This window comes from Myceligenerans salitolerans (assembly GCF_017349295.1).
GTDB lineage: Bacteria > Actinomycetota > Actinomycetes > Actinomycetales > Cellulomonadaceae > Myceligenerans > Myceligenerans salitolerans.
In genome coordinates this window covers 25,202-50,607 of sequence record NZ_JAFMPK010000019.1, presented here as the reverse complement: position 1 = coordinate 50,607, position 25,406 = coordinate 25,202, and the positions used below count along the sequence as shown (strand labels likewise).

Below are 25,406 nucleotides of genomic sequence, written 5' to 3'. Positions count from 1 at the left end.
TCAACGACTCTCGGGCGGTTGCTCTGCCTGCTTACCGGGCAGTTGTTCATGTGCGAGCGCGCTAGCGCGGATGAGGACGTCCAACTGGGCTGGGTTGTACAGTTCCGCCACCGCCTCGACGAACGTCTCTGCCGTGACGGCTCTGCTCTTGGAGAGGTGCGCGGCTGGGTCGGTCAACCACGGATAGTCGATGAGATTCTGCCGGAGAGTGCTCGCGAGCCTCTCAGCGAGGTCCCGCCGTGTCTGCTCGTCTGCATCGGCCGGAAGCTGGTCGATGTCAGCGCTGAGACCGTCGGAGTCGGCCTCGGCCATCTTCTGAACATCGGCGAGCGCTTCCTGGTCGTACAACTGTGTGTAGATGTGAATCATCGAGCTATCCGCTTCGGAAAGCCGTGTCGCCACGGAAGCGAAGCCTGCGGGCGCGTGTGCGGGGGACCGTTCGCGGAGGATTGCGGCAATCTCGTCCCGGGCCTTGGTCAAACGTTCGATGCTCGCTCGGAGCTCGGCGTCGAGGTCACGGAGAGCGTCCGGCGTGCGATCGGACTTCGCGTTGACGTCACCGATCCCTGCGAGCGGCACCCCCAGGTCGACGAGGCGTCGAATCCGAAGGAGGCTCACGAGGTGCTCAACTCCGTACTGTTTGTAGCCGTTGGAGCGACGCTCGGGTTCGTCGAGCAACCCGACACGGTGATAGTGACGGACCGTGTTCACGGTCGTGCCCGCCAGCTCTGCCAGTTCCCGCGTGCTCCACGGCATCTCTCGCCCTCTCCGCGCTCACGGAGCGCAAGTACCAATATCAGCACCAGCCCGACGTCGCGTTGCGATGCTCCAACCACGACAACAGCATCTGCATGGTTCTGCACGAGACCGAAGACTTCGAAGCGCCCGGCAGCGTGCCCCGGCCCGAGCGCACCATGCTCCGCTCAGGCCGATGGAGTATCGGCTCGACCAGTTCTCGAGGCCGATGGGCCGAAATCCGAAGCATCATCCGCATGATCACCAGCACGAAGTTCTACCGACTGGCCGGGTGAACGGGCTCTGAGGAACTCCGCCGTGACCGGGTGCAGGCCGCAGCTGGGGTGTTCATCTGCGGAGGAAGTCCTTGAGCGCACGGTTGACCTCGTCGGCGTGAGTCCAGAGCAGGCCGTGAGGGGCGTCCTCGATCTCGACGTAGTCGGCCTCAGGTACGGCCGCGTGGAACCGGCGGGCCGTGGCATCGATGGGCAGGATGTTGTCCTTCGTCCCGTGCAGGATCAGGGTCGGCTTGCTCGCGGCGCGAACAGCCTCCACGTCACTCCGGAAGTCCTCGAGCCACGACGGGACGACGGCGTACGCCGCGACCGGGGCACTCTTGACCGCGACGTTCCAGCTACCGGCCACGGCTTCCTCACTGATCCGCGACCCGAGCGTCGCGTCCAGGTTGTAGAAGTTCTTGAAGAACTGCGTGTACCACGCGTACCGATCGCCTTTCGCCGCGGCGGCGATCTCGTCGAATGCCGCCTGCGGCAGTCCCTCCGGGTTGTCGTCGCGCTGCACGAGGAACGGCTCGAGCGAGGCGAGGAACGCCAGCTTCGCGACTCGGTCGTGCCCGTAGCGCGACACGTACCTGGCAAGTTCTCCGGTGCCCATCGAGAATCCGACCAGGACGACGTCCCGCAGGTCCAGGGTCTCGAGCAGCGTGTTCAGGTCTGCCGAGAACGTGTCGTAGTCGTACCCCGAGCCGACCTTCGAGGACTGCCCGAACCCTCGACGGTCGTAGGTGATCACCCGGTACCCTGCGGAGAGGAGTTCCTGCGTCTGCTTCTCCCAGCTGTGACCGTTCAGCGGATACCCGTGGATCAGCACGACGGGCTGCCCGACCCCCTGGTCCTCGTAGTAGAGCTCGATCGGCGTGCTGTTCTCGTCACCGACGGTGATGTGTCCCATGATCCTGACCTTTCAGCTCCGGCTGGCGGGGTGCCGAGCGGGGACACCAGCAGACACCCTGTGGTTGCAACACGGTCAAGGGATTCCCCGTCGATCCCGCGTCGTCTCCTGATCGGTAGTTTCTACTGACGCGACGACCTCACCTCGACCGCGAGCATCACGGTATGGCATGGAGCACACGCGAACTGGCGGATCTTGCGGGCACGACAGTGAACGCCATACGGCACTACCACGCGCTCGGGCTCCTGGATGAGCCGCCGCGCACGTACAACGGCTACAAGCAGTACGGCGTCCGCGATCTGGTGAACCTTCTGCGCTTGCGCCGACTCGCCGGACTGGGCCTCCCGCTCGCGGAAATCGGCACGACGAAGGAGAGCGACGCGACGGAAGCGCTGCGCAGGGCAGACACGGTGCTGCGGGAAGAGATCGAGCGCTTCCGCCGGTCACGAGCCGGAATTGCGGCGTTGCTCCGCTCAGGCGCCCCGGTCGACACGCCACCGGGCTTCGAGGTGGTCGGCGCGCGCTTGGCGGAGTCCGATCGTGCTCTCATCCATGTCTGTACGCGGATTCACCCGCCTGCCACCCTCCTGCGCCTTCGGCTCATGGTCTCCGCAGAATCGGCTGAAGTGCGAGACCGGTTCCACGCGCTGACACCAGGTGCGAGCGAGTTGACCCGGAAACACCTGGCGGAGGACCTTGCGCATGGCGGTGCGCACTGGCGCTCGACCGTCTGGCTGGAGCCGACGGAGTCGGGCGCGCACGAGCCATCCCCCACGCGCATGACGCAGCAGGCCTTCATCGAAGCACTGACCGCCCTCTACAACCGCGCTCAGCACGACGTTCTCCGACGGGCCGACGTCGCGCTGCGCGCCCAGCGGCGCACCGCGGGTGCCAGGCGAACCGGGCTGGGCGTGTCTCCCGTTCGGAGCCATGTTCCGGTGGCATTCCCTCGACCTCAGTGACCCTCGGTGGAGCTCGTGCCCGGCAGCCGGCTCCTTGCCTGCTCCCGTGATCCCCCCAGGGTGGAGCGCACGACAACTTCGCGTACCCCGGATACCTCTCCTCCTTCTTCGTCCGGGGCGAGGACCGCATCACCGGTGGTCGCGGCTTCCACGGGGCCGATGCGTCCGCGCCGGTCAGTCAGGCTCCGGGTCGCGGTCGTGTCGTTCACCGGTGAGCACTCCTGCCACGAGGAGAGCGACCAGCCGGGCGGCGTCGTAGCGGGAGTCGTTGTCGCCGACGATGCACAGGTTGCCGATGCCGCGCATGAGCATGTACCCGGATACCTGCCCGGAGGTGTCCGGTCCGAGCGCGGCATCGAGCAGGTCGTCGCACACCGGCACGAGCCGGTCGACGAAGTACTGGTGCAAGGTGTTCACGCCCTGAGCGTCTGAGCCGAGCGCCCCGGCGAGTCCGTGCTTGGTCACGAGGAACTCGACGAAGCCCGCGGCCCATCGTTGCAGGGCGACTGCGGGGTCGCCGAGTTCGCGCAGGAGAGCAGGGCCGGCTTCGGCCAGTGCTTCCACCTGGTGCTGATAGACCGCCGCCACCAGCGCCGGGCGTGTCGGGAAGTGCCGGTAGATCGTCCCCATCCCCACTCCGGCGCGCTCGGCGATCAGCCGGACCGGCGCGTCCACGCCCTCCGTCACGAAGACAGCGGCCGCGGCGTCCAGCAGGGCCTGTTCGTTGCGCTTCGCGTCGCTGCGTTTCGGGCGAGGGCTCGAGTCGGTGGAACGGTCGAGAGGGCCAGGTGTCGTCATAGGAACCTTCGTCGGTACTTGCAAAGCGGAGCAACGCTCCGTATTGTTGCGGAGCAACGCTCCGCTTCCATTGTGGCCGATGGAGGCGCCGAACACAAAGGACCAGTGATCTCCCATGAGTGGTACTCCCGCAACAACCGACACGCCGATCATCAAGGCGCTGGACGACGTCGTGGGGTTCGGAGAACGAGTGGTCTCGGTCGCCCCCGTGCGCCTGGACGCGCCAGACCGAACACTGCCGCTCGACGTGCGCGTCTCCGCCCCCGTGAACGGCACCGCCCTGCCGGTCCTGCTGTTCTCGCACGGCAACGGATGGTCACACGATGGGTACGCGCCCCTGACGGCCTTCTGGGCATCCCGTGGGTTCGTCGTCGTCCAACCGACACACCTGGACTCGCGTCGCGACGGCATCGGATTCGACCACCCCGGCTTCGGCCAGGTCTGGACCGAGCGACACGCCGACCTCCTGCGGGCCATGGACCAGCTCGAGACGATCGAACGGGCCGTGCCGGGTCTCGCTGGACGGGTCGACCACGAACGGGTCGTCGCGGCCGGACACTCGTGGGGCGCGCAGACCGTGCAGATGCTGCTCGGCGCTCGTGTCCTCGACAGCACGGGGCAGGCGGGTCAGGACTACTCGGACCAGCGCGTCACGGCCGGCGTGCTGCTGGCCGCCACCGGGAGCGGTGGCCAGGAACTGCACCCGTTCGCCCAGGAGCACTTCCCCTTCATGAACCCCTCGTTCGCCGAACTGGTCACACCCACGCTCGTGGTGGCCGGCGACAACGACCAGTCGAAGATGTCCAGCCGCGGCCCGGACTGGTTCACCGACGCCTACACTTACAGCCCTGGCGCCACAGACCTGCTGACTCTGTACGGCGCCGAGCACTCCCTGGGCGGCATCCCGAACTGGGAAGCCGCCGAGACCACCGACGAGAACCCCGAGCGGGTCGCCCTCCTGCAACGACTGACCACCGCCTACCTGCGCAGCGCGCTGGACTCGACCGACGCCGGATGGGCCAGGGCCACCGCGGCGTTGGCCGGGACCGGTGCGGAACTCGGCCGTATCGACAGCAAGATCCTCTGAGTTCTCGACACCGCTCGGATCCCAGGAACCAGGAGGGGGGCAGCCTCGCCGAGCAGTAGCCCGGCACACGCTCGGTGAGTCGAGACCTTGACCGTGTGCCGAGAACACGGCTTCTACTGGGATCATGCATACGTGCACCCACGGGCCCGCCGCTCCCGCCCACGTGGTGGCAGCGGTGGCTCGCCACCACGGGCACGCGGTGCCCGAAAACCAAGGGCCGCCGGTGGGTGTCGCAGGCTGGGCCGCGTCTTGGAACCCTGTCCGAACTTTCCCGGAGGCCTCATGAGATCCGTTCACACGGTCCAGCGCATCGAGGCCGCGGCCGTCGTGCTCCTGTCCGTCATCGCGGCCGTCGCTGTATATCCCCGGTGGTGGTGGGTCATTCTGGCGGCGTTCCTTCTCTTCGACCTGTCGATGCTGGGTTACGCCCGGTCCGCCGCCGCAGGTGCGGTCTCGTACAACGCGGTGCACAACTACGCATGGCCCGCGGCTTCCGCGTCGGTCGCCCTCACGACTTCGTCGGTCTCGCCCACTCTCTCGACCTGTGCCGGCGTCCTCGCATGTGCCTGGGCCTTTCACGTGGGCGTCGACCGCACGTTGGGATACGGCCTCAAGCTCCCGAGCGCATTCACCCACACCCATCTCGGGAAAATCGGCGGCCATGGCGAAAGGCGGAAGTGACGGCGTCAACGAGAAGCATGCGATACAGGCCGCTATGAGCCGTCCCCGGCATCCCGCTCCTGGCGTCCGATCGGACCGCGCAGCCAGTGGTGGCGTTCGGCACACCGTCGTGCGGTGGCCAGGATGCTTGCGACAGCGGTCGCGGGGTCGTTCGTCGACCACAGGATCGACAGCTCGGCGGGGATCTGCGGATCGACGACGTCGCGGACGGTGAGGGCAGTACCGAGATTCGCGGCGTGCTCGGCGAACGACGCGGGGGCCAATCCGACCTCGCGCCCACCGGAGAGGCGGGCGAGCATCGCGTTGACGGGTGGGTCCTCGAACGCGCAGACCTCCGGTGTGAAGCCCACCTCGTGGCACGCCGCGACGATGCGGTCGTAGTACGCAGGTGCGAGTGGGCGCGGGAACAGCAGCAGCGTCTCGTCGTGAAGGTCCGCAAGCGGGATCTTCGGTGCCGCGGCAAGGCGGTGCCGCGTGCTCAGGAGGGCGGAGACCGCCTCCCGGCGCAGGATCTCGCCGGTTACCCCGTCGAAGGGCTGCGGTGAGAGGGCGAGGCCGATGTCGAGGTCGCCGACGCGGAGCCGCTCGGGGATCTCGGCGCTGAAGATCTCTCGGGCGTCGATCGTGACGTCGGGGTGCGCCTCCTGGAGTGCGTCCAGGAGCGTGGTGATGGTGCCGAAGTTGGCGACCGGGGTGTAGCCCAATCGGATCGTCGTAGTGATTCCTGATCCGGACAGCCGGGTGAGCCGCACGGCTTGTTCCAGCGCGGTCAGCGCTTTGGGCGCCTCCTGAGCGAGCGTTCGCCCCGCGGCGGTGAGCTGTACCCGACGACTCGAACGGACGAACAGCGGCGTGCCGAGGGTCTCCTCGAGCTTGCGGATCTGGTGGCTCAGAGACGGCTGGGAGATGTACAGGCGCATGGCCGCACGGCCGAAGTGGAGTTCTTCGGCGACGGCCAGGAAGTAGCGCAGGAGGCGGGGGCTGATATCGATAGACAGATCCTATCGTCCGACGTCGGTACAAGTCTTGGACGCCCGCCGGACGTCCCCCATAGCGTCGTGTCACGCCACGGCGGTGCTGCTCGCCGTCCCGAGGCGGTCCGGCTGGGAGGCCTGAGCATGGCCACGGCAGAACAGCTCTGAGCCTGCCCCCGGCGGCCAACCCATCACACAGAAGGAAGAACATGACGCGTACCGCAAAGGTCGGACTCGACGCACTGCTCACTCCCGAGGAGAGCGTGCTGGTGCTCATCGACCACCAGCCTTTCCAGGTCGCCAATCTCCACAGCCACGAACCGACCCTCGTCGTCAACAACACCGTCGGCCTCGCCAAGTTCGCGAAGGTCTTCGACGTGCCGACGATTCTGACCACAGTGATCGAGGAACGCGGCGGCCACCTCGTCCAGGCGATCCAGGACGTCTTCCCGGACCAGACGCCGATCAACCGCACGTCGATCAACACCTGGGAAGACCCTCGCGTCGTCGAGGCCGTGAAGAAGACCGGACGCAAGAAGCTGATCATTGCCGGGCTGTGGACCGAGATCTGCGTCGCCATGCCCGCTCTCCACGCACTGGACGAGGGGTACGACGTCTTCGTCGTCACCGACGCCAGCGGCGGGGTGAGCGCCGAGGCGCACGACATGGCGGTACGCCGCATGGAACGAGCCGGCGTGGTCCCGGTCACCTGGTTGGTCGTGTCCAGTGAATGGCAGCGCGACTGGGCCCGCGAGGAGACGGCGAACCAGCTCGGACCGATCCTCTTCGAGCACGGCGGAGCAACCGGCGTCGCACTCGCCTGGGAGCTGCAACTGCTGGCCACCCCCACCACCGGCAGTGCAGGTGCGTAGCGCCGATCGTTGCTGAGCAGGAGGCGGGCCTGGCAACCGTGGCGTGCACCAGGCCCGCCTCCGTGCGTCCCGTCGAAGCAGAGAGCGCGTGCACCGCATGACTTGACCCTGTTCCAAGGACACGGTCTCTACTGGGAAAGAGCCGAGATGGCTCGACATCCGCAGCCTGCTCCACAAGGAAGCTCACCATGAATCCCCTTGAGCAACTCGTCAACAGCTTCCAAGATCTCGTGGGACAGGTTCCCGAGATCATTCAACCTGTCGTCGTGCTGCTCGCCGGCGCGATTCCGTTCATCGAGGGCGAGGTGGCAGCGGTGATCGGTGTCGTCGGCGGCCTCAACCCCATCGTGGCAGGCATCGCCGCGGCTTCAGGAAACTTTCTCTGCGTTCTCCTCGTAGTACTCCTCACCTCAAGGGCTCGCGCCGCCGTCGTGAACCGCCGCACGACCCTCGTCGGAGCGGACGTGGCGACCGCGCGATTTCCCGAGTCGGCGGACCTCGCTCAGACAACGCCCGCCAAGCCCGAGTCGAAAGGCCGCCGACGCTTCAAGAAGTGGCTGGTCCGATTCGGAGTTCCTGGCGCGAGCATCCTCGGCCCTCTCGCCATCCCGACCCAGTTCACCTCCACGATGCTCGTCGCCAGCGGGACCCCGCGAGCGTGGGTACTGCTCTGGCAGGCTGTGGCGATCGTTCTCTGGACGGTCGTGACGACCACGTCGGCCTGGCTCGCGCTGCAGCTCGTCGTTCCCGTCTGACCGCTGAGACTTTGCCTGGTCACGCATCGCAAGTCCGCGTCCCCCTGGCAAGCAGTAATCGCCGCTGGACAACTTGGGAGGGACTTCCTCGTGCGTGAGAGCAATCGTCGCTGCGGCATCCGCCGTGGCGACCCGCGTCCGGGGCACGGCGACGCCCACGACCGACGAGCACCGATCCACCACAATCCACCCGGCCGAGAGACGTGCGGGGTCACCCGCACCTGTCACAGAAGGACCACGGCGATGAACGATCAGAACCAGCAAGACGTGACCGTCCGCGACAACCCGGACAAGAGCCGCTTCGACGTGCTCGTCGACGACATCCAGGCCGGGTTCTCCGTATACAAGGACTTCGGCGAGGTGCAGCGCATTTTCTACCACACGGTGGTCTTCGATGCGTTCGAAGGCCGGGGTCTCGCCAGCACCCTCACTCGCAGCGCACTGAGCACCAGCATTCAGGCGGGACACCGCATCGTCGCCGTCTGCCCCTACGTGAAGAAATGGCTCTCGACGCACCACGACTTCGACGACGCCATCGACTCCCCGGGTCGGGAACACCTCCGCGCCCTGCGCTGAGCCCTGCACCACGGCGCATCGGGGCCACTCGGCACGACGCTTCTCGCGCTCCCGACCGGAAGGGCCACGCACCAACGCCTGGTCTGTGCGGAATCCGTCACGCCCATTGGCGCGTTGCTCATCGGGGAGAGCGGGGCCGGAGGCCGGGACCGGGGGAGTCGACCGGTGACGACCGACTGCCGGCGGGGCCGTCGATGCATGACGGACCGCCCGACGCAAAGACGAATGGAGGAATCGACCGTGGACGTTGAGCGCACAGAGCTACCCGGAATCGGTGTCCGGTTCGAGTTCGAGACCAAGCGGGGAGTGCGCCTGGGCGTCGTCGCCCACCGCGACGGCCGCCGCGACTTCATTCTCTACGACCCCGACGACCCCGACTCCGCCCTCGAGTGCATCAACCTCGACGCCGACGAGTCCGGGTCCATGGGCGAGCTGCTTGGTGGCGCCCGGGTCATCGAGAAGCTCAACCGGCTGCATCACGAGATCGACAACCTCGTGTCACGGCAGCTTCTGGTCGAGGCGACCAGCCCCTTTGCGGACCGGCCACTCGGTGACACCCGGGCGCGTACCCGCACCGGCGCCTCCGTCGTGGCGATCATCCGTGACTCGGGCGTCGAGACCGGGCCCTCGCCGTCGGCGGTCCTGCACGTCGGCGACCGCCTGGTGACGATCGGCACCGAGGAGGCGGTCGCCAAGGTCGGCCGCATCCTGCGCGGGCTCGAGTAGGCCTTGCACCATCTCGTCGAGGTCTTTCTGCAGCTCGGGCTCGTCATCCTGGGCCTGGGCGTCCTGGGTGCGGCCGCGGGTCGCTTCGGGATCTCCGCCATTCCCCTCTACCTGCTCGGGGGGCTGTCGTTCGGAGTCGGAGGGGTCCACGATCTCGGGGCGATCACCGAGTTCCTCGACATCGGGGCGGAGATCGGCATCGTGCTGCTCCTTTTCACGATCGGCCTGGAGTACACACCGCGCGAGCTGGTCGGGACCATGCGCACCTCCTGGCGGGGCGCGATCGTCGACCTGCTCCTGAACGCCGCACCCGGTGTGATCTGTGCGCTGCTGCTCGGGTGGGGTCCGCTGGCCGCTGTCGTGTTCGGCGGCGTCACCTACATCTCCTCCTCCGGCATCATCGCCAAGGTCATGACCGACCTGGGATGGCTCGGCAACCGGGAGACCCCGACCGTGCTCTCGCTGCTCGTGGCGGAGGACCTCGTCATGGCGATCTACCTTCCGATCGTCACCACGATCCTCGCCGGGCTGGCGTTCGCACAGGCCGCATGGGGTCTCGCGCTGGCCCTGCTCGCCGTCGGCGCCGCCTTCCTGATTGCCTCCCGCGGCGGCAGCCTGCTCTCGCGGTTTCTCGCGTCACCCAGCGACGAGATCCTCATGCTCAAGGTCCTCGGCGTCATCCTGGTTGTCGCGGGGCTCGCCGAGCAGGTCCACGTCTCGGCTGCCGTCGGCGCCTTCTTCGTCGGCATCGCGCTCTCTGGCGAGGTCTCCCACCAGGCCGAACGCATCCTGGCGCCGCTCAAGAACTTGTTCGCGGCCATCTTCTTCGTCAACTTCGGCCTGCAGACCGACCCGCAGTCCCTGCCGCCCGTACTCGCCGCGGCCGCAGGTCTGGCGGTCGTGACGGTCGGCACGAAGTTCGCCACCGGCTGGTGGGCGGCGCGTCAGACCGGCTCGGCCTTCACCGGCCGGCTGCGCGCCGGGCTGCTGCTCCTTCCCCGCGGAGAGTTCTCCATCGTCATCGCCGGCCTCGGAGTCTCAGCCGGGCTCGACCCGCAGCTGGGCTCGATGGCCGCCGCCTACGTGCTGATCCTGGCCGCACTCGGACCGCTTGCGCCACGCCTGGCCGACCCGATCTCGACCAGGTACCGCAAGAAGCTCCGCGCCCGTCGGCCGGAGCCGGCGACGGATGCCGAACACGTGGTGTGAGTCCCCGGCAAGGGACGATCGGGGTGACGCGCCCTCACACGGCGGGGCCGGGCGTCCCGGTCAGCAGCACGAGCAGGGGCAGGGCGGCGTTGTTGACTGCATGAACGATCACAGCGGGCCAGATGGACCCGCTGCGGCGCATGACTTCGGCAGCGATGATGCCCACCACGAACGCTGAGGGCAGCGCGATGTTGATGCCGTGGACGACGGCGAAGAAGAGCGAGCTGGACAGGACGCCGATGACCGGCCCGTAGCGCAGCAGGGCGTTGGTCACCACGCCGCGGAAGAAGAACTCCTCGCCGATCGGGGTGAGGACCGACAGGAACACGAAGGTCAGGATCAGGGGTAGCACACCGCCGCCGGCGGCATCGTAGTAGGTGCCCTGGGGGTCGGAGCTGAATCCGGTCACCGCGATGATCCCTGTGTTGAGCAGGCCTTTGACCACGAGCGCGATGACACCGGCCGCCACGCCGACCAGCACCCAGCGCCCGCTGGTGCGGCGCACGCTGAAGGCGCCCCAGGAACGGATCCGGATGAGGGCCGCGACCGTGAAGCCGATCAGGCCGGCGACTCCCGACCATGCGGTCAGGATCAGTCCGTGGACCACCGGGTCCTCGTCGAGGCCGACGAGACCGAACAGCCGGATCACCGGCAGGGCGACGAACGCGGCGAGTGTGCCGACGATGACCTCGGGCCAGCCTGGTCGAGCAGGTGGTGCGGTAGCGTTCGAAGTCGGCTTCGAGTGGTCGGCATGGCTGGTCGACATGGCGGTGAACTCCCTGGTCTGGTTTCCGGGCGCAACACGGCCAGTGGAAGCGATGTCCCTGGGACAGGGTCAAGAGGCAGCGGACGGCAGCCTGCGTTCCGACGCGTCGCGGCACATGCGACATCTCGGTACCGCACGTCGGACCCTACCTGCCGCGCAGGTTCATGGGTGGAAGCCCACGCACATGCAGCACGACGGCGGACGCGCCCCGCACGTCCCGGGAACCGGGGCCGTGCGGGACACGCCTCAGGTCAGCACAGGTCGATCGTCCAGATCGGGTCCCAGTACACGGCCTTCTTCTGGCCCGGCCCGACCGTGTCCTCCTGCTGTCCGCCCGACCCGAGCAGGCGGACGGTCACCCCGCCGGTCTGGTTGTTGTACGACCAGCGGGCGTCGAACCAGTTCGAGAGGCTGTAGTTGGCGCACGCGTAGAAGTCGTACGCCCGGTACAGGCCGTTGTCCTGCTGCTGGTAGGTGCAGAACCGCCCGCTCGGGCAGGTGTTGACCAGGTCGATCGCCTGGCTGTACGTGCGGTCGTAGAAGGTGTTCTCCGGCGCCGGCGACACACCAGGATTCGCGAGGGCTCCGGCGTCGTCGGCCGACTGCGCCGCGAGCGCGGACCGCAGGGACCGTCCGTCGTCGGACATGCTCGTGACACCGGCGCCCGGCGCCGAGCCCGCGTCGTTCTCGGTGGCTTGTGCGGCCGAGGCCGTGCCGAGGACGCCGGTCAGTGCCATCAGGAACCCTGCCAGTGCGGCGAGGGCCCGCTTCGAGAGTGCCATGGGATCCTCCATCCCGTTCGCGCTCGGAACCGGCCGGCTCGTGATGTTCCGGACTCAGGGGTGAGTCGCTCGCCGTCGGTGCCGGCCTGGCCCGGCACCGTGCCGGGCATCGCGCGGAACACGACGAACGTAGGTCTCCGCTCTGCGGGGCCGCGACAAGGTTCGCCAGCCGGCGAACGCTTCGGTGCCGCCCGAAAGGTGCGGCGGCGGTGTATCAGGAAGTGTCGGCCGCCCGTCCTGTCCGACGGGAAAATGCCTGGCCGGGTGGTCGCGTCCGGACGACACTGACGGCATGCGCATCATCGAGGCTCCGCATCCGCCGTCCCTGGACCATCCCGACGCCTGGGCCTATCACGGCATCGGCGAGATCGGGCGGGCCGTGTCCCTGGAGACGTGGGGCGTCGAGGACACCGCGGTGAGCGCCAACGACGTGCTCGTCACCATGTCGAACCAGCAGTACGCGGACAAGGTGCGGCTGGTCGCCGTCGAGGACGAGGGCGGAGCGGCACCGGCCGTCGTCGGCCACACGCTCCTGTACATCCCGCGGAGCGCCAACCCGCACCTGGTCATGATCCCCGAGTTGGAGGTGGCGCCGCAGGCCCGGGGCAACGGCGTCGGGCGCGCGCTCGCCGAGGCCGCCCTCGACCGCGTGCGTGCGGCCGGGCGGACCACGGCGCTGTTCGGCGTGGACTTCGGCGAGGAGGACCCGGAGGCGACCGAGTGGGTCACGGCGTCCTCCGGCAAGGGGCGCGTCGCGGCGGGCCTCCCGGGGATCAGGCTGGCCCGCTCGCTGGGGGCCGAGTGCGCCATCGTGGAGCGCAAGTCACTGCTGGAACTTCCGCTCGCGCCGGGCGCGCTGGAGGTGTTCGAGGTGGAGAGCCGCGCCGTCGCGGGCGACGCCTATCGCCTGCACACCTGGTGGGACCACATCCCGGAGGCGTGGATCGACGCCTACGCCGCGCTGGAGACGGCGCTCGCCGCCGACGAGCCGCGCGGTGACCAGGATGTCGAGACCGATCCGTGGGACGCGGAGCGGGTGCGGAACGCCGACGCGCAGCATGCCGCGCGCGGCAACGGCTACGTCATCACGGCCGCCGAACACGTCGGGACGGGCGAGCTCGCCGCGATGACGATGCTGCTGCACCCGAAGGACGAGAGTCGTGAGTACGCCGAGCAGGAGGCCACGGTGGTGCTTCGCGCCCATCGCGGACACCGCCTCGGCATGCTGGTCAAGGCGGTGAACGCGCGGGCCCTGCTCGAGGCGAGGCCGAGCACCCGGCGTGTCTGGACGTGGAACAACGAGGAGAACCCGCACATGCTGGCCATCAACGTGGCCCTGGGCTTCCGCCCGGCGGGCGGGTGCGCGGAGATGCAGCTGTCGGTCTGAACGCGACGGCTGCTCGGGCGCGGGACGGCGCCCGGGGCGACGGGCGTGAGCCGGGCGGGTGTGGACGGGCGTGATCCGGGCCGGTGGGGCAGGCGGTGCTCGCGGGCTGGGTGCGGGTCAACCAGCCGCCGTGGGGTCCCAGGCGGTGACGAGCCGGGCGGCTGTCCGCGCGCCGTCGGTCCGGACCGTGCCGGACGCCGCGGCGGCCCGGGCCCGCGTCTCGGGGGACAGCGCGGTGTCGAGGGCGGCCGAGAGGGAGTCGGTGGTCGGCACGGGCCCTTCGTGGGCCGCCCCGATCCCGAGCCCCGCCACGCGGCCGCCCCAGTACGGCTGGTCCGCGACCTGCGGCACGATCACCTGCGGGGCGCCCGCGCGGGCGGCCGTCGTGGTGGTGCCGGCGCCCCCGTGGTGCACGACGGCGGCGACCCGGCGGAACAGGTCCTGCTGGTTGACCTCGTCGACGACGTGGCAGTCGTCGCTCGTCCCGTCCGGCGCCAGGGCGGCCCAGCCGCGGCCGAGCACGATGCGCCGGCCATGGGCCCGGACCGAGTCGAAGGCCGCCCGGGCGGTCCGCTCGGCATCCTGCAGCGGCATGCTGCCGAACCCCACGTACACGGGCGGTGCGCCGGCCGCCAGGAACTCCTCCAGGCCGTGAGGCAGCGGACGTTCGTCGGGACGCGTCCACGCGCCGGTCTGGGTCACGTCGAGGTCCGGTGTCGGCTCCCAGGGTGCGAGAACCGGGTCGGAGGCCAGCAAGGGGTGGTCGCCGAGCACGAGATCTCGCACGCTTCCGGTCGGTGACAGCCCCCACGACTCGCGGAGAGCGTTCACGGGCGGGCCGAACAGCCGCTGGAGGTGCTCGCCGTTGAGGTCCCACAGCACCCGGTTGTCGGTCTCCCCGTCCGGGAACGTCTGGCCCGGCCAGGGCACCGGGGGGTGGTGCGGCGACGGCACGAAGTTCGTGGAGAACGTCGCGCCCGTGTACGGGACGCCCCGCTTCTCCGCGGCTGCCCGCACACCGGCCTGCATCCCGATCACACCCGCGGACACCACGGCGTCGCAGTCCCCGGCGGCCGTCACCGCCTCGTAGGCCATGGCGGCCAGCTCGGCCGTGATCTCCGGGAGCGTCTTCGGCCGCTCGCCGGCGAGCAGGCCCGTCGCCAGGGCGCGTATCGGCCGGCCGACGGGCGTCAGCGGGACGTGTGCCTCGTCGAGCAGCCCGGAGAAGTCCGGTGGCGCGCAGACCCGCACGTCCGCGCCCAGCTCCCGCAGGGCCAGGGCCAGCGCGACCATCGGCTCGACGTCCCCGCGTGACCCGTAGGTGGTCAGCAGTACCCGCATCGTGTGCTCCTCCGTCGTCGGCAGTATCGGCCAGGTCCGGCGATTCTGTGGGACGACGGGGGCCTTGCCGCAAGACCCCCCGTGCGCTATACGTTGAGAGTGGCAAGGAGAGTTCTCTCCTTGCCTTCGTCGTCCCTCGCTTTCGTCGTCGGCGGTGCGTCCAGGCCGGGCCGAGGCGACGCGTGTCGGTGTCTCCTGGCATGATTCGATGCGGCCTGCGGAGGCAGAGCCGGTTGGATCCGACGAGGTGGGGGACAGTGCAGAGCATCAACGCGCGCATCGCCGAGGAGCTGGGTGTCCGGGAGAACCAGGTCGCCGCGGCGGTCGGCCTGCTGGACGACGGGGCGACGGTCCCGTTCATCGCCCGGTATCGCAAGGAGGTGACGGGCACGCTCGACGACGCGCAGCTGCGCACGCTCGAGGAGCGGCTGCGCTACCTGCGCGAGCTGGAGGAACGGCGGGCGGCGATCCTCCAGTCCATCGAGGAGCAGGGGAAGCTCACCGACGAGCTGCGCGCCCGGATCCTCACCGCGGACACGAAGTCCCGGCTCGAGGACATCTATCTCCCGTACAAGCCCAAGCGGCGCACCAAGGCGCAGATCGCGCGCGAGGCGGGCCTGGAGCCGCTGGCCGAGGCGCTCCTCGGGGACCCGGGTCTCGATCCGGAGCCGACTGCGGCCGCCTACGTCGACGCCGAGAAGGGCGTGGCCGACGTCAAGGCCGCCCTCGACGGCGCGCGTGCCATCCTCGTCGAGCGCATGGGGGAGGACGCCGATCTCCTGGGCACGCTGCGCGAGCGGCTCTGGGCACGCGGGCGCATGGTCTCCCGGGTGCGGGACGGCGCGGCCGAGAAGGGCGCCAAGTTCGCCGACTACTTCGACTACTCCGAGGACCTCGCGAGCCTTCCGTCCCACCGCATCCTGGCGATGTACCGCGGTGAGAAGGAGGAGGTCCTGGATCTGGTGATCGAGCCGGAACCCGACGCCGAGCCCGGGGTGCCGACGTCCTACGAGGCGGAGATCGCGGACCGGTTCGGCGTCCGGCAGCAAGGGCGCCCCGGTGACAAGTGGCTCGGCGACACCGTCCGCTGGGCCTGGCGCACCAAGATCCTCGTCCACCTGGGCATCGACGCGAGGCTGCGGCTGCGCACGGAGGCCGAGGACGAGGCCGTGCGGGTCTTCGCCGCCAACCTGCGTGACCTGCTGCTCGCGGCGCCCGCCGGGTCCCGCGCCACGATGGGCCTGGACCCGGGACTGCGTACCGGGACGAAGGTCGCCGTCGTGGACGCGACGGGCAAGGTGGTCGACACGGCGACGATCTACCCCCACGCGCCCCGGAACCGCTGGGACGAGGCGCTCGCCACGCTCGGGGCCCTCGCCATGAAGCACAAGGTCGAACTCGTCGCGATCGGCAACGGCACCGCCTCGCGTGAGACCGACAAGCTCGCGGCCGAGCTCGCGAAGAACCTGCCGGGCCTGACGAAGGTCATGGTGAGCGAGGCGGGGGCGTCGGTGTACTCCGCGTCGGCGTTCGCGTCGGCGGAACTGCCCGACCTCGACGTGTCCCTGCGCGGCGCCGTGTCGATCGCGCGCCGCCTGCAGGATCCCCTGGCGGAACTGGTCAAGATCGACCCGAAGTCGATCGGCGTGGGCCAGTACCAGCACGACGTCACCGAGACGAAGCTCTCGCGGTCCCTCGACGCCGTCGTGGAGGACTGCGTGAACGGCGTGGGCGTGGACCTGAACACGGCGTCGGCGCCGCTGCTGTCGCGTGTCTCGGGGATCACGAGGACTCTCGCGGAGAGCATCGTGTCGCACCGGGACGCGAACGGCCGGTTCACCTCCAGGTCGGGGTTGAAGGAGGTGGCACGGCTCGGGCCGAAGGCCTTCGAGCAGTGCGCCGGCTTCCTCCGGATCCGCGGCGGTGACGAGCCGCTCGACGCCTCGTCGGTGCACCCGGAGGCCTATCCGCTCGCCCGGAGGATCGTCGCCGCGACCGGGGCGGAGGTGACCGGGATCGTCGGGAACCAGGGAGCGCTCAAGGGCGTGAGGCCCACCGACTTCGTGGACGACCAGTTCGGCCTCCCGACCGTGACCGACATCTTCGCGGAGCTGGTGAAGCCGGGCCGTGACCCGCGGCCGGAGTTCACCACGGCGTCGTTCACGGACGGCGTGGAGACGCTGGCGGACCTGGTCCCGGGCATGATCCTGGAGGGGCAGGTGACGAACGTGGCCGCCTTCGGTGCGTTCGTGGACGTCGGTGTGCACCAGGACGGGCTGGTGCACGTGTCGGCGATGTCCAAGCGCTTCGTGGAGGACCCGCGCGACGTCGTGAAGTCGGGCGAGATCGTCAAGGTCAAGGTGCTCGACGTGGACGTGGCGCGCAAGCGGATCGCCCTGACGCTGCGCCTGGACGACGAGGTCGGCGTCGCGGGCGGCGCGACCGGCGGCAGCGCGCGCGCCGGCGACGGGCCCGACGACGGTCGCGGGTCCGGCGGTCGCCCGGGTGGCGGCCGGGGGCGGAGCAACGGCGGCCGAGGTGGCCGGGGCGGGCAGGGCCGCGGAGGCCAGGGCGGCCGGGGCGGCAAGTCCTCGGCGCCGGCGGACACGGCCATGGCGGACGCGCTCCGGCGGGCCGGGCTGGCCTGACCGTGTCGCACAGCCGGCCGCCGCGACGCCTGGAGACGTCACGGCGGCCGGCCCGCGCGGGCGTCACTGCGTGCTCAGGGACCCGTCCGAGCTGAAGACGAGGCCGAGGGTGATCTCACCCTGCTTCAGCGCCTCCTTGGTGAGCGGTCCGCCGGCGTCGAGCGAGCGGAACTCGCTGAACGTCAGCCCGTACGTCTCCTCGAGCCCCGGCTGGCAGAACGGGCGCTCGGTGCACTCCGGCCCGGCGCCGAGGATCAGCCCGTCGCAGGTCTCCGCGAGTTCGGAGAGCGTCGTGACACCGTGCTCCTCGGCGAACGCGGTCGTCACCGCGAACGCGTTCTGGTCCTGCGCGTCCGACGGCTCGCCCACCACGAGCCCGACCTCGTCCGCGAGCCCGCGCAGCCCTTCCACCGTGGCGCCCAGGTCGCTGCTCGCGACCGGCTCGGCGTCGGGGCCGTTGACGTCCACGTTGATGAACTCGGTCAGTGTTCCGACGTACTCGGGTACGACCTGGATCTGCTCACCCTTCCGCAGTGCGGGCAGATAGGCCTCGCGGTTGCCGATGGTCGTGACCTCGGCGTCGTACCCGGCGTCCTGCAGCACCTCGGCGTAGATGTTCCCGAGCGTCGCGCTCTCGGCGAAGTCGGCGGCACCGATCGTGACCGGCCCGGCCTCCTCGGCCTCGTCGACCTCGATGCCCGCGGAGGCGACGAATTCCGCGGCGACGTCCTCGGACTTCTCCCGGTCGATGTCGACCGACCGGTTCAGGGCGATGAGGGTGTCGGTGTCCAGCGCGGCCGACACCTCGTCGAGCACGGCGACCAGCTCCGGGTACTGGGCGGCGGTGTCGGCGTTCACCGCCGGGATGATGTTGTCGACGGTCTGGAGGTTCTGGTCGTCGTCGAGCACGACGATCTCGTCACCGGGGATCGGTTCGCAGGTGGCGGCGACCGTGGTGGCGCCGCCGGACGTCTCACCCCCCGCGGATCCGGGCTCGCCGCACGCGGTGAGGAGGGTGAGGCCGACGACGGCGGTCGCCGCGCCGGCCAGGCGCAGCGGGGTGGACAAAGGTGTGCGTGCGAGGCGCATCGTGACTCCGGTTCTGCTGTGTACTGGTGTTCTACGGTCGAACTGTCCTATTCGATCGTGACCGGGGGGCGCTGGCAAGGGGGAATCGCTCAGGGTGCCGGCCGCTCAGCCCTCGCGCAGGCCGATCCGGTCGTGGAGCCGCCGCAGGGGTCGCGGTGCCCACCAATTGGCATGGCCGAGGAGGCGCATCGAGGCCGGCAGGAGAACTCCGCGGATGATGGTGGCGTCCACCGCGACGGCCAGCGCCATCCCGATGCCCAGCTGTTGCAGGAAGGACACCTGGCTGCTGGCGTAGATCGCGAAGGAGACGGCGAGGATGAGTGCGGCCGCGGTGACCAGAGGCGCCGACCGTGCGATGCCGCGCGGGACGGATCCGGTGGGATCACCGGTGCGGTCGTAGTCCTCCTTGATCCGGGAGAGCAGGAACACCTCGTAGTCCATCGACAGGCCGTAGGCGATGCAGAACATGAGGATCGGGACGCTCGGTTCGATCACCCCGGTGGTCGTGAACCCGAGGACGGGAGCGAGCCCGCCCTCCTGGAATCCCCACACCATGACGCCGAACATCACGGTCAGCGAGAGCAGGTTGAGCACGGTGGCCTTGACCGGGGCGAGCACGCTGCCGGTCATCAGGAAGAGCACCGCGAACGTGACGACGAAGACCAGCACCGCGACCAGGGGCAGCCGCTCCACCACCCCGTCGCGATAGTCGGCGAGCTCCGCGGGGTAACCGCCCACCAGCACGTCGCCGGGCGCCTCCACGGCACGCACGTCCCGCACCAGCCCGACCGGGTCGTCCGCCAGGCGTTCTCCCGCGGGAACCACCGCGAGCCGGTGCGCCGTGCCGTCCGTGAAGCGTTCCGGCCCGTACGGGCCCGGGTCGCCGACGCGACCGCCTTCCTCGTACGCACCGGCCGCCGAGTCGACACGCAGCACGCCCGGCAGTTCGGACAGCCGCGCCGCGTACCCGGCGACCGCCTCGTCCGTCGTGTCCCGCGCCACGACGTGGACGGCGTCGGCGTCCTCGGTCTCGAAGTCCTCCCGGATCACGTCGTACATGTCCCGCACGGGCTGCCCGGCCGGCAGGACACGGTCGTCCGGGGCCCCGAAGTCGATCGCGAGCGCCGGAGCGCCGAGGCCGAGCACGACGACGAGCCCGAGGGCGCCACCGGCCAGCGGACGGCGCATCACCGCCGAGGACACCCGGAACCAGAAGGTGCTCTCGCTCGTGCTGCCCGGTCTGGCCGGCTGCCTTCTCGCGGCCCGGTGCCCGAGCAGGCCGAGGGCGGCCGGCACGATCACGAGGGCGCCGAGTACCGCGGTCGCGACGACGGCGATGCCGGCGTAGGCGAAGGACGACAGGAACGGGTAGGGGAAGACGAAGAGGACCGACAGGGAGGCCGCGACGGTCAGCCCGCTGAAGACCACGGTGCGGCCCGCCGTCGAGACCGTGCGCCGCACGGCTGCCGGCACCGGGCTGCCGTCCGCCAGTTCCTCGCGGAACCGGTGGACCAGGAACATGCTGTAGTCCACGCCGAGGCCGATGCCCATCACGAGCGCGATGTTGGCGGCGAAGGTGCTCACCTCGGTGAAGGCCGTGACGCCGCGCAGGATCGCCAGCGTTCCGACCACGGAGAACAGGCCGACGCCCAGGGTCACCAGCGCCGGTGCGATCCGCCGGTACACCAGCCACAGAAGTGCCGTGACGACCGGGATGATGACGAGCTCCGCCCGCAGGAAGTCCGTGCGTGCCTGCTCGGCGACGACCCGGAAGACCTCATCGCTTCCGCCGAGCTGGACGCGCACCTCCGGCGCGTCGATTCCCTGCACGAGGTCGGCCTGGAGGCGTGGCAGGACCTCGCTGCGGACGTGGTCGGCATCGCCCGGGACCCAGGCGAGCAGGAGCCCGTGCCGGCGGTCCTCGCTCGCGAGGGTGTCCGGTGCGGCCGGGCTCCAGTACGACCAGGCGTCCCGTACGCCCGGATACGCGGCCAGGGTCGCGGTCAGCTCCCGGCCGACCGCGGCGACTCCCGGGTCGTCGACGTCGCCGTCCGCCGCCGTGATCAGCACCGCCACGTTCGGGGCGGAGGTGCCGAACCGCTCCCCGAGGAACTCGCGGGCCGCGACGGACTCGGACTCCGGGGCTTCGTAGCGGTTCAGGGCGAGAGCGTCGGCCGTGGTCGCCGCGATCCCGGCGAGCAGGACGAACAGCGCGGCGGCGGCGACGAGCACGCGGCGGGGGAAACGGGTCGCGAGACCGGTGAGCATCAGCATCTCCTCGGTAAGGTTTACGAGCGACTACTCGCATCGAGAGAATACGAGTGATCGCTCGTGTTGTCGAGGAGGGGAGAGACATGACCGACGAGCACGCGGCGCAGCCCGCCCGGCCGCGGCGCCAGGCCCGAGGACGGCGACGCATCGAGGAGATCCTGCGCGCGGCGGCCGTGGTGTTCGCCGATCGCGGGTACGACGCCGCCACGACCAACGCCATCGCGGCCGAGGCCGGCATCTCACCCGGTTCGCTCTACCAGTTCTTCCGTAACAAGGACGAGGTCGCGAAGGGGCTGTCGGAGTACTACGCCGAACGGCTCGACGAGCTCTCGGGCACGACCTTCGCCGTCCGGGTCGGTGCCGACCCGGACGTCGGGTCACTCGTGGGCGGCCTGCTGGAACAGATCGTCGCGTTCAACCGCGCCCACCCCGGGTTCAAGGCGCTCTTCTCCCGCACCGACATGCCGGCCGGCCTGCGGGCGGCCGTCGCCCCGGTGCAGGACGCCTTGCACGCCCGTGTGCACGCCCTGATCTCCCAGCTGCTTCCCGGCGTCGCGCCCGACGAGTCCGCCCGTGTCGCGACCGTCGCCATCCAGCTCGTCCGAGGCATGATGCCGCTGATCACCGAGGCCGACGGCGACGAGGCCGAGGCGCTTGCCGCCGAGCTGCACCGGGCGCTGGTCGGCTACCTGTCCACCGAGCGAGGCCGACCGGGGGCCGCGCCCTGACCCGTGCCGGCGGCTCAGAGCCGTCGCAGGATCGCGTCCGCCATCGTGCCGAAGGCGTCCACGTCTCCCGCCAGCTGCATCCACAGGGACGGTTCGGTGAGTTCGAGCTCCATGAGCATCGGCGTACCGTCGTCGCCGGTGACCAGGTCGACACGGGCGTACAGCAGCGGCTCACGGGCGCCCAGCTCGGCCTGTGCCACCTCGAGCGCCTTCCGTGCCACCTCGACCTGCTCGGCCGACGCGGTGAAGGGCCGCATCTCCTCCGTGGCGTACAGCCCCTGCGTCGGACGGAACGGGCCGTCCAGCAGGGCGTTGCGGCGCACCGAGTGCGTCAGCTCGCCGTCGAGGAACACCAGGCACGCCTCGCCCGCCGTGTCCACCGAGGTGACGTAGGGCTGGATCATGGCCCAGCGGCCGCCGTCGAGCAGGCGTTTCGCGTGCTCGATCGCGAGGGCACGCGACTCGGCTGACACCGGCTGGTACCGCCCTGTGTCGTTGGCGCCGGCGCTGACCACCGGCTTCACGACGAAGTCGCCGAAGGCCGGCATCCGCGTGTGAACCGCGCGCTTGGACAGATGCCGGGCCGGATCGAGCCAGATGGTCGGGATCACGGGAACGTCCGACGCCTCCAGGGTGCGCAGGTAGCGCTTGTCGGTGTTCCACTCGAGCACGTCGGCACAGTTGAGGAGCGTGGGCACCGATTTCGCCCAGGCGACGAACTCGTCTCGCCGGGCCGAGTAGTCCCAGGTGGAGCGGACCACGACGAGGTCGTACGACGACCAGTCGACGCGGGCGTCGTCCCAGACCGCGGGCTCGGCGGTGACGCCCCGCTCGGCCAGCGCGGCGACCAGCGGCTGGTCGCCCTTGTCGAGCTCGGGCAGGACGGAGCAGGTGGCCAGTGCCACGCGGTGGTTCTCAGTCACATCGTGAGCGTAGCGGCGTCACGTGACGGGTGTCCTACCGGCTCGTGCCGCAGACGCCGCCGGTGCCCGCGGGGCGGAGGCAGTGGGCTCAGGATGCCGCGCGAGCTCCCCGCCGCCGCGACGTGGTCACCCGCAGGGGCGCCGGGGTGACGAGCCGCTGCGCCACCGCCAGGAGTCCGTCCAGCACCAGGGCGAGCAGCGCCACGACGACGCCGCCCGCCAGCACCTGTCCGTACCGCTGGGTGCCCATCCCGAAGGCGATGATCTGTCCCAGCCCTCCGCCGCCGGCCAGCGCGGCCAGCGGGATGGTGGCGACGACCTGCACGATGGTGGTGCGCAGCCCCGCCGCGATGAGCCCGGTGGCGAGCGGCAGCTCCACGTGGAGCAGGACGCGCGTGCCCGACATGCCCATTCCCCGGCCCGCGTCACGCGCGGCCGGGTCCGCCCCTCGCACGCCCTCATAGGAGTTCGTGAGCAGCACCGGTACGGCGAAGACGGCCGCCGCGAGGACGGTGGCCGTGTTGCCGAAGAGGCCGCCGGCGGCCAGGAGCAGGATGATGCCGAGGGTCGGCATGGCGCGGGTGGCGTTGCCGACCGCCACCATGGCGCCGGCCCCGCGCCCCGTGTGCCCCAGCCAGGCGCCGAGCGGGATCGCGAACGCGGCCGCGAGCGCGACGGCGACCGCGGTCATGACCAGGTGCTCGATGCCCAGGTCGATGATCCCGCCTTGCCGGGTCCAGGTCAGGGGGTCGTTGAGCCACAGAAGGGCTTCCTCGGCGACGTTCACGCGTGTCCCTTTCCGCGCCACGGGGTCAGGGCCCGCCCTCCGGCCCAGAGGGTGAGGTCGAGCGCGAGGGCGAGGAGAACGCAGGCGAGCGTCGCGGTCATGATCTCGGCACGGTAGAAGTTGTTGCGGAAGCCCTGGAACATCAGCTGCCCGAGCCCGCCGTAGCCGACGACGACGCCGACCGTGACGAGGGCGACCGTCGACACCGTGGCCAGCCGTAGGCCGGCGACGACGGACGGGAGCGCGTTGGGCAGCGCCACCCGGGCGAGCACGCGTACCGGCCCGTAGCCGAGGCCCCGCGCGGCGTCCAGCACGGCCGGGTCGACGCCGTCGAGCCCGGCCACGGTGTTGCGCAGGATGACGAGCAGCGCGTAGATCACCAGGCCGATGAGCACCGGGGTGCGTCCGATGCCCAGGAGGGGCGCCAGGATGGCGAAGAGTGCCAGGCTCGGCACCGTGTAGAGCACGGCGGCGGTGCCGATCACGATGCCGGACAGCCAGCGGACCCGGGAGACCAGGATGCCGAGTGGCACGGCGATGGCCGCGGCGATCGCGACCGACTGCACCGTGATCGCGGCGTGCTGGACGGTGTGCTCCCACAGGGTGTCCGCGTTCTGGACCACGTAGGTCCAGGAGAACCAGGGGTTGGCGGCCATGGCGAGGACGCTATCGCGCCCGGCCGGCATCGACGAAGGATGCGGCGCGGGCCTCGTGTCGCGGTGCCGGGTGCGGTGCCGTCACCGGTTGACGGTGCTTTCCAGGACGTCGGCGAGGGCGCGCAGGTGGCCCGCGACCTCCCGCCCGAGCGGGGTGAGCTCGTACTCGACGCGGGCCGGGATGACGTCCACCACGTCGCGGACGAGGAGCCCGTCGCGCTCCAGCGTCCGCAGGTTCTGGGACAGCATCTTCTCGCTGATGCCGTCCACCCGGCGTCGTAGCGCGTTGAAGCGGGTCCGGCCGTCGAGCAGGGCGAGCAGGGCGAGCGACGCCCATTTCGAGGTGACGTCGTCGAAGACGGCGCGCGAGGCGCAGTCGCGGGCGAACACGTCGGCGACCAGCGCAGGGCTGGGTCCGGTCGCGGGATCGTGCCGCGTCATCGAGCCTCCTTCTCGGCCTCGTGCCCCCGACGGGGTCGTCCCATCCTATAGCGCCAACCTGCTGTATGGTACTTTCGATTTGAAAGTACAACCGAAGGGAAGGGCCGACCATGTCACAGGTCTATGCGGTCACGGGTGCCTCCGGGCATCTGGGCCGGCTGGTCGTCGCGGAGCTGCTCGATCGAGGGGTCGAGGCGAACAGCGTCGTCGCGATCGCGCGCACGCCGGGCAAGCTGGACGATCTCGCCGAGCGCGGGGTGCGCGTCCGGGAAGGCGACTACGACCGGCCGGAGACCCTGACCGCTGCCCTGTCCGGGGTCGACCGTCTGCTGCTCGTCTCCGGATCGGAGATCGGCCGGCGCGTCCCGCAACACACCGCGGTCATCGAGGCGGCCAAGGCCGGCGGGGTGCGGCGCATTCTCTACACGAGCGTCCTGCGGGCCGGTGACACGGGCAATCCGGTGGCACCCGAGCACGTCGAGACCGAGAGGGTGCTGCGCGAGGCGGGAGTGCCGCACACGGTCCTGCGCAACGGCTGGTACCTCGAGGTCTACACGGACCAGGCCGACCAGTACCTGCGTACCGGCCGGATCCTGGGCGCCACGGGCGCGGCCCTGATCTCCGCCGCCCCGCGCGCGGAGTACGCCGCCGCCGCGGCATCCGCGCTCCTCGAGGACGTCGACGGCGACGTGGTGTACGAACTCGGCGGTCCGGGCTTCTCCCTCGCGGACCTCGCCGTCGCGGTCACCGACGTCACGGGCACGGAGGTCGTGTACGAGGACCTCACGCCGGAGGCGTACCACTCGGCGCTCTCCGAGGCGGGGGTCGACGAGGGCACCGCCGGGTTCCTCGTGGCGATCGACCGGTCGATCGCCGACGGCGAGCTGGCCACCGACAGCGAGGACCTCGGACGCCTGCTCGGCCGTGCTCCGGCCTCGCTCGGTGAGGCCGTCAGGTCCCTCCTCCGGTAGGCCGCCACGACACACCCGTGCCCGCGGGCACACGGTCACCCGTCCGGCGC

The 25,406-nt window shown here is 70.1% G+C and carries 25 protein-coding genes; 12 read left to right on the top strand and 13 right to left on the bottom strand.

Annotated features, from left to right (window positions below):
- Positions 1-756, bottom strand: coding sequence for a MerR family transcriptional regulator (locus tag J0911_RS02215; RefSeq protein ID WP_207273767.1), 756 nt, complete (start codon positions 754-756; stop codon positions 1-3).
- 327 nt (positions 757-1,083) lie between these two features.
- Entirely contained in the window at positions 1,084-1,926 is an 843-nt protein-coding gene (locus J0911_RS02210) for an alpha/beta fold hydrolase (RefSeq protein WP_207273766.1), read from the bottom strand.
- A 164-nt stretch (positions 1,927-2,090) separates the two neighbouring features.
- Here J0911_RS02210 and J0911_RS02205 point away from each other — a divergent pair, with 164 nt between their 5' ends.
- On the top strand, positions 2,091-2,888 hold the full coding sequence (locus J0911_RS02205; RefSeq protein WP_207273765.1) for a MerR family transcriptional regulator: 798 nt from the start codon (positions 2,091-2,093) through the stop codon (positions 2,886-2,888).
- A 174-nt stretch (positions 2,889-3,062) separates the two neighbouring features.
- Here J0911_RS02205 and J0911_RS02200 read toward each other — a convergent pair whose 3' ends face one another.
- Positions 3,063-3,686 carry a TetR/AcrR family transcriptional regulator gene (locus tag J0911_RS02200; RefSeq protein WP_207273764.1) on the bottom strand — a complete coding sequence of 208 codons (624 nt, stop codon included), beginning with the start codon at positions 3,684-3,686 and terminating at the stop codon, positions 3,063-3,065.
- Positions 3,687-3,801: 115 nt separating this feature from the next.
- On the opposite strand from J0911_RS02200, the gene J0911_RS02195 reads away from it, so the two are divergent.
- Together J0911_RS02195 and J0911_RS02190 are read left to right on the top strand one after the other, a co-directional pair.
- Positions 3,802-4,773: an alpha/beta hydrolase family protein gene (locus J0911_RS02195; protein ID WP_207273763.1), complete on the top strand. Its 972-nt coding sequence runs from the start codon at positions 3,802-3,804 to the stop codon at positions 4,771-4,773.
- Between the two features lie 282 nt (positions 4,774-5,055).
- Positions 5,056-5,454: a DUF4260 family protein gene (locus tag J0911_RS02190; RefSeq protein WP_207273762.1), complete on the top strand. Its 399-nt coding sequence runs from the start codon at positions 5,056-5,058 to the stop codon at positions 5,452-5,454.
- Between the two features lie 32 nt (positions 5,455-5,486).
- Here J0911_RS02190 and J0911_RS02185 read toward each other — a convergent pair whose 3' ends face one another.
- Positions 5,487-6,425, bottom strand: a complete 939-nt coding sequence (locus J0911_RS02185) for a LysR substrate-binding domain-containing protein (protein WP_278186733.1) — start codon at positions 6,423-6,425, stop codon at positions 5,487-5,489.
- Between the two features lie 212 nt (positions 6,426-6,637).
- Between J0911_RS02185 and J0911_RS02180 the strand changes: the two genes are divergently transcribed.
- The 5 genes from J0911_RS02180 (at position 6,638) to J0911_RS02160 (ending at position 10,566) form a co-directional block, all read left to right on the top strand.
- Positions 6,638-7,300: a hydrolase gene (locus tag J0911_RS02180; protein ID WP_207273760.1), complete on the top strand. Its 663-nt coding sequence runs from the start codon at positions 6,638-6,640 to the stop codon at positions 7,298-7,300.
- A gap of 188 nt (positions 7,301-7,488) precedes the next feature.
- Positions 7,489-8,055 (top strand): small multidrug efflux protein, encoded by a 567-nt coding sequence (locus tag J0911_RS02175; protein ID WP_207273759.1) that lies wholly within the window; start codon positions 7,489-7,491, stop codon positions 8,053-8,055.
- A 243-nt stretch (positions 8,056-8,298) separates the two neighbouring features.
- Entirely contained in the window at positions 8,299-8,631 is a 333-nt protein-coding gene (locus J0911_RS02170; protein WP_207273758.1) for a GNAT family N-acetyltransferase, read from the top strand.
- A gap of 240 nt (positions 8,632-8,871) precedes the next feature.
- Positions 8,872-9,357: a cation:proton antiporter regulatory subunit gene (locus J0911_RS20965; RefSeq protein WP_207273757.1), complete on the top strand. Its 486-nt coding sequence runs from the start codon at positions 8,872-8,874 to the stop codon at positions 9,355-9,357.
- A 3-nt stretch (positions 9,358-9,360) separates the two neighbouring features.
- On the top strand, positions 9,361-10,566 hold the full coding sequence (locus J0911_RS02160) for a cation:proton antiporter (protein ID WP_207273756.1): 1,206 nt from the start codon (positions 9,361-9,363) through the stop codon (positions 10,564-10,566).
- Between the two features lie 34 nt (positions 10,567-10,600).
- Here the strand turns inward: J0911_RS02160 and J0911_RS02155 are convergent, their stop codons facing one another.
- A complete protein-coding gene (locus J0911_RS02155; RefSeq protein WP_207273755.1) occupies positions 10,601-11,332 on the bottom strand; it encodes a CPBP family intramembrane glutamic endopeptidase in 732 nt (243 codons plus the stop codon).
- A gap of 251 nt (positions 11,333-11,583) precedes the next feature.
- On the bottom strand, positions 11,584-12,114 hold the full coding sequence (locus J0911_RS02150; protein WP_207273754.1) for a hypothetical protein: 531 nt from the start codon (positions 12,112-12,114) through the stop codon (positions 11,584-11,586).
- A 292-nt stretch (positions 12,115-12,406) separates the two neighbouring features.
- On the opposite strand from J0911_RS02150, the gene J0911_RS02145 reads away from it, so the two are divergent.
- The gene (locus J0911_RS02145) at positions 12,407-13,501 is read left to right on the top strand and encodes a GNAT family N-acetyltransferase (protein WP_207273753.1); all 1,095 of its coding nucleotides are present in this window, start codon (positions 12,407-12,409) and stop codon (positions 13,499-13,501) included.
- 117 nt (positions 13,502-13,618) lie between these two features.
- On the opposite strand, the gene J0911_RS02140 is transcribed toward J0911_RS02145, so the two are convergent.
- Complete coding sequence (locus tag J0911_RS02140) at positions 13,619-14,842, bottom strand: glycosyltransferase (protein ID WP_207273752.1); 1,224 nt, start codon at positions 14,840-14,842, stop codon at positions 13,619-13,621.
- 200 nt (positions 14,843-15,042) lie between these two features.
- Between J0911_RS02140 and J0911_RS02135 the strand changes: the two genes are divergently transcribed.
- Complete coding sequence (locus J0911_RS02135) at positions 15,043-17,490, top strand: Tex family protein (protein WP_207273974.1); 2,448 nt, start codon at positions 15,043-15,045, stop codon at positions 17,488-17,490.
- A gap of 63 nt (positions 17,491-17,553) precedes the next feature.
- On the opposite strand, the gene J0911_RS02130 is transcribed toward J0911_RS02135, so the two are convergent.
- Both J0911_RS02130 and J0911_RS02125 read right to left on the bottom strand, forming a co-directional pair.
- Positions 17,554-18,579: a glycine betaine ABC transporter substrate-binding protein gene (locus J0911_RS02130; protein ID WP_207273751.1), complete on the bottom strand. Its 1,026-nt coding sequence runs from the start codon at positions 18,577-18,579 to the stop codon at positions 17,554-17,556.
- Between the two features lie 105 nt (positions 18,580-18,684).
- Positions 18,685-20,847 carry an MMPL family transporter gene (locus tag J0911_RS02125; RefSeq protein WP_207273750.1) on the bottom strand — a complete coding sequence of 721 codons (2,163 nt, stop codon included), beginning with the start codon at positions 20,845-20,847 and terminating at the stop codon, positions 18,685-18,687.
- Between the two features lie 86 nt (positions 20,848-20,933).
- Here J0911_RS02125 and J0911_RS02120 point away from each other — a divergent pair, with 86 nt between their 5' ends.
- Complete coding sequence (locus tag J0911_RS02120; RefSeq protein WP_207273749.1) at positions 20,934-21,578, top strand: TetR/AcrR family transcriptional regulator; 645 nt, start codon at positions 20,934-20,936, stop codon at positions 21,576-21,578.
- Between the two features lie 14 nt (positions 21,579-21,592).
- Here J0911_RS02120 and J0911_RS02115 read toward each other — a convergent pair whose 3' ends face one another.
- From J0911_RS02115 to J0911_RS02100, 4 genes are all read right to left on the bottom strand, one after another.
- Complete coding sequence (locus tag J0911_RS02115; protein WP_207273748.1) at positions 21,593-22,501, bottom strand: ATP-grasp domain-containing protein; 909 nt, start codon at positions 22,499-22,501, stop codon at positions 21,593-21,595.
- An 88-nt stretch (positions 22,502-22,589) separates the two neighbouring features.
- Positions 22,590-23,288, bottom strand: coding sequence for an ABC transporter permease (locus tag J0911_RS02110; protein ID WP_307864868.1), 699 nt, complete (start codon positions 23,286-23,288; stop codon positions 22,590-22,592).
- Positions 23,285-23,944, bottom strand: coding sequence for an ABC transporter permease (locus tag J0911_RS02105; protein ID WP_207273747.1), 660 nt, complete (start codon positions 23,942-23,944; stop codon positions 23,285-23,287). The genes J0911_RS02110 and J0911_RS02105 overlap by 4 nt, the downstream gene beginning before the upstream one ends.
- A gap of 81 nt (positions 23,945-24,025) precedes the next feature.
- The gene (locus J0911_RS02100) at positions 24,026-24,385 is read right to left on the bottom strand and encodes a winged helix-turn-helix transcriptional regulator (protein ID WP_207273746.1); all 360 of its coding nucleotides are present in this window, start codon (positions 24,383-24,385) and stop codon (positions 24,026-24,028) included.
- A 110-nt stretch (positions 24,386-24,495) separates the two neighbouring features.
- Here J0911_RS02100 and J0911_RS02095 point away from each other — a divergent pair, with 110 nt between their 5' ends.
- Complete coding sequence (locus J0911_RS02095) at positions 24,496-25,356, top strand: SDR family oxidoreductase (RefSeq protein ID WP_207273745.1); 861 nt, start codon at positions 24,496-24,498, stop codon at positions 25,354-25,356.
- Positions 25,357-25,406: the final 50 nt, after the last annotated feature.

What these genes read in the sequence shown, in the direction of transcription:
- J0911_RS02200 (WP_207273764.1), bottom strand. Translation starts at nt 3,686, where the DNA reads ATGACGACACCTGGCCCTCTCGACCGTTCCACCGACTCGAGCCCTCGC.
- J0911_RS02205 (WP_207273765.1), top strand. Translation starts at nt 2,091, where the DNA reads ATGGCATGGAGCACACGCGAACTGGCGGATCTTGCGGGCACGACAGTG.
- J0911_RS02155 (WP_207273755.1), bottom strand. Translation starts at nt 11,332, where the DNA reads ATGTCGACCAGCCATGCCGACCACTCGAAGCCGACTTCGAACGCTACC.
- J0911_RS02175 (WP_207273759.1), top strand. Translation starts at nt 7,489, where the DNA reads ATGAATCCCCTTGAGCAACTCGTCAACAGCTTCCAAGATCTCGTGGGA.
- J0911_RS02150 (WP_207273754.1), bottom strand. Translation starts at nt 12,114, where the DNA reads ATGGCACTCTCGAAGCGGGCCCTCGCCGCACTGGCAGGGTTCCTGATG.
- J0911_RS02215 (WP_207273767.1), bottom strand. Translation starts at nt 756, where the DNA reads ATGCCGTGGAGCACGCGGGAACTGGCAGAGCTGGCGGGCACGACCGTG.
- J0911_RS02120 (WP_207273749.1), top strand. Translation starts at nt 20,934, where the DNA reads ATGACCGACGAGCACGCGGCGCAGCCCGCCCGGCCGCGGCGCCAGGCC.
- J0911_RS02095 (WP_207273745.1), top strand. Translation starts at nt 24,496, where the DNA reads ATGTCACAGGTCTATGCGGTCACGGGTGCCTCCGGGCATCTGGGCCGG.
- J0911_RS02135 (WP_207273974.1), top strand. Translation starts at nt 15,043, where the DNA reads ATGATTCGATGCGGCCTGCGGAGGCAGAGCCGGTTGGATCCGACGAGG.
- J0911_RS02100 (WP_207273746.1), bottom strand. Translation starts at nt 24,385, where the DNA reads ATGACGCGGCACGATCCCGCGACCGGACCCAGCCCTGCGCTGGTCGCC.
- J0911_RS02180 (WP_207273760.1), top strand. Translation starts at nt 6,638, where the DNA reads ATGACGCGTACCGCAAAGGTCGGACTCGACGCACTGCTCACTCCCGAG.
- J0911_RS02125 (WP_207273750.1), bottom strand. Translation starts at nt 20,847, where the DNA reads ATGCTCACCGGTCTCGCGACCCGTTTCCCCCGCCGCGTGCTCGTCGCC.
- J0911_RS02140 (WP_207273752.1), bottom strand. Translation starts at nt 14,842, where the DNA reads ATGCGGGTACTGCTGACCACCTACGGGTCACGCGGGGACGTCGAGCCG.
- J0911_RS02130 (WP_207273751.1), bottom strand. Translation starts at nt 18,579, where the DNA reads ATGCGCCTCGCACGCACACCTTTGTCCACCCCGCTGCGCCTGGCCGGC.
- J0911_RS02190 (WP_207273762.1), top strand. Translation starts at nt 5,056, where the DNA reads ATGAGATCCGTTCACACGGTCCAGCGCATCGAGGCCGCGGCCGTCGTG.
- J0911_RS02170 (WP_207273758.1), top strand. Translation starts at nt 8,299, where the DNA reads ATGAACGATCAGAACCAGCAAGACGTGACCGTCCGCGACAACCCGGAC.
- J0911_RS02105 (WP_207273747.1), bottom strand. Translation starts at nt 23,944, where the DNA reads ATGGCCGCCAACCCCTGGTTCTCCTGGACCTACGTGGTCCAGAACGCG.
- J0911_RS02210 (WP_207273766.1), bottom strand. Translation starts at nt 1,926, where the DNA reads ATGGGACACATCACCGTCGGTGACGAGAACAGCACGCCGATCGAGCTC.
- J0911_RS02195 (WP_207273763.1), top strand. Translation starts at nt 3,802, where the DNA reads ATGAGTGGTACTCCCGCAACAACCGACACGCCGATCATCAAGGCGCTG.
- J0911_RS02145 (WP_207273753.1), top strand. Translation starts at nt 12,407, where the DNA reads ATGCGCATCATCGAGGCTCCGCATCCGCCGTCCCTGGACCATCCCGAC.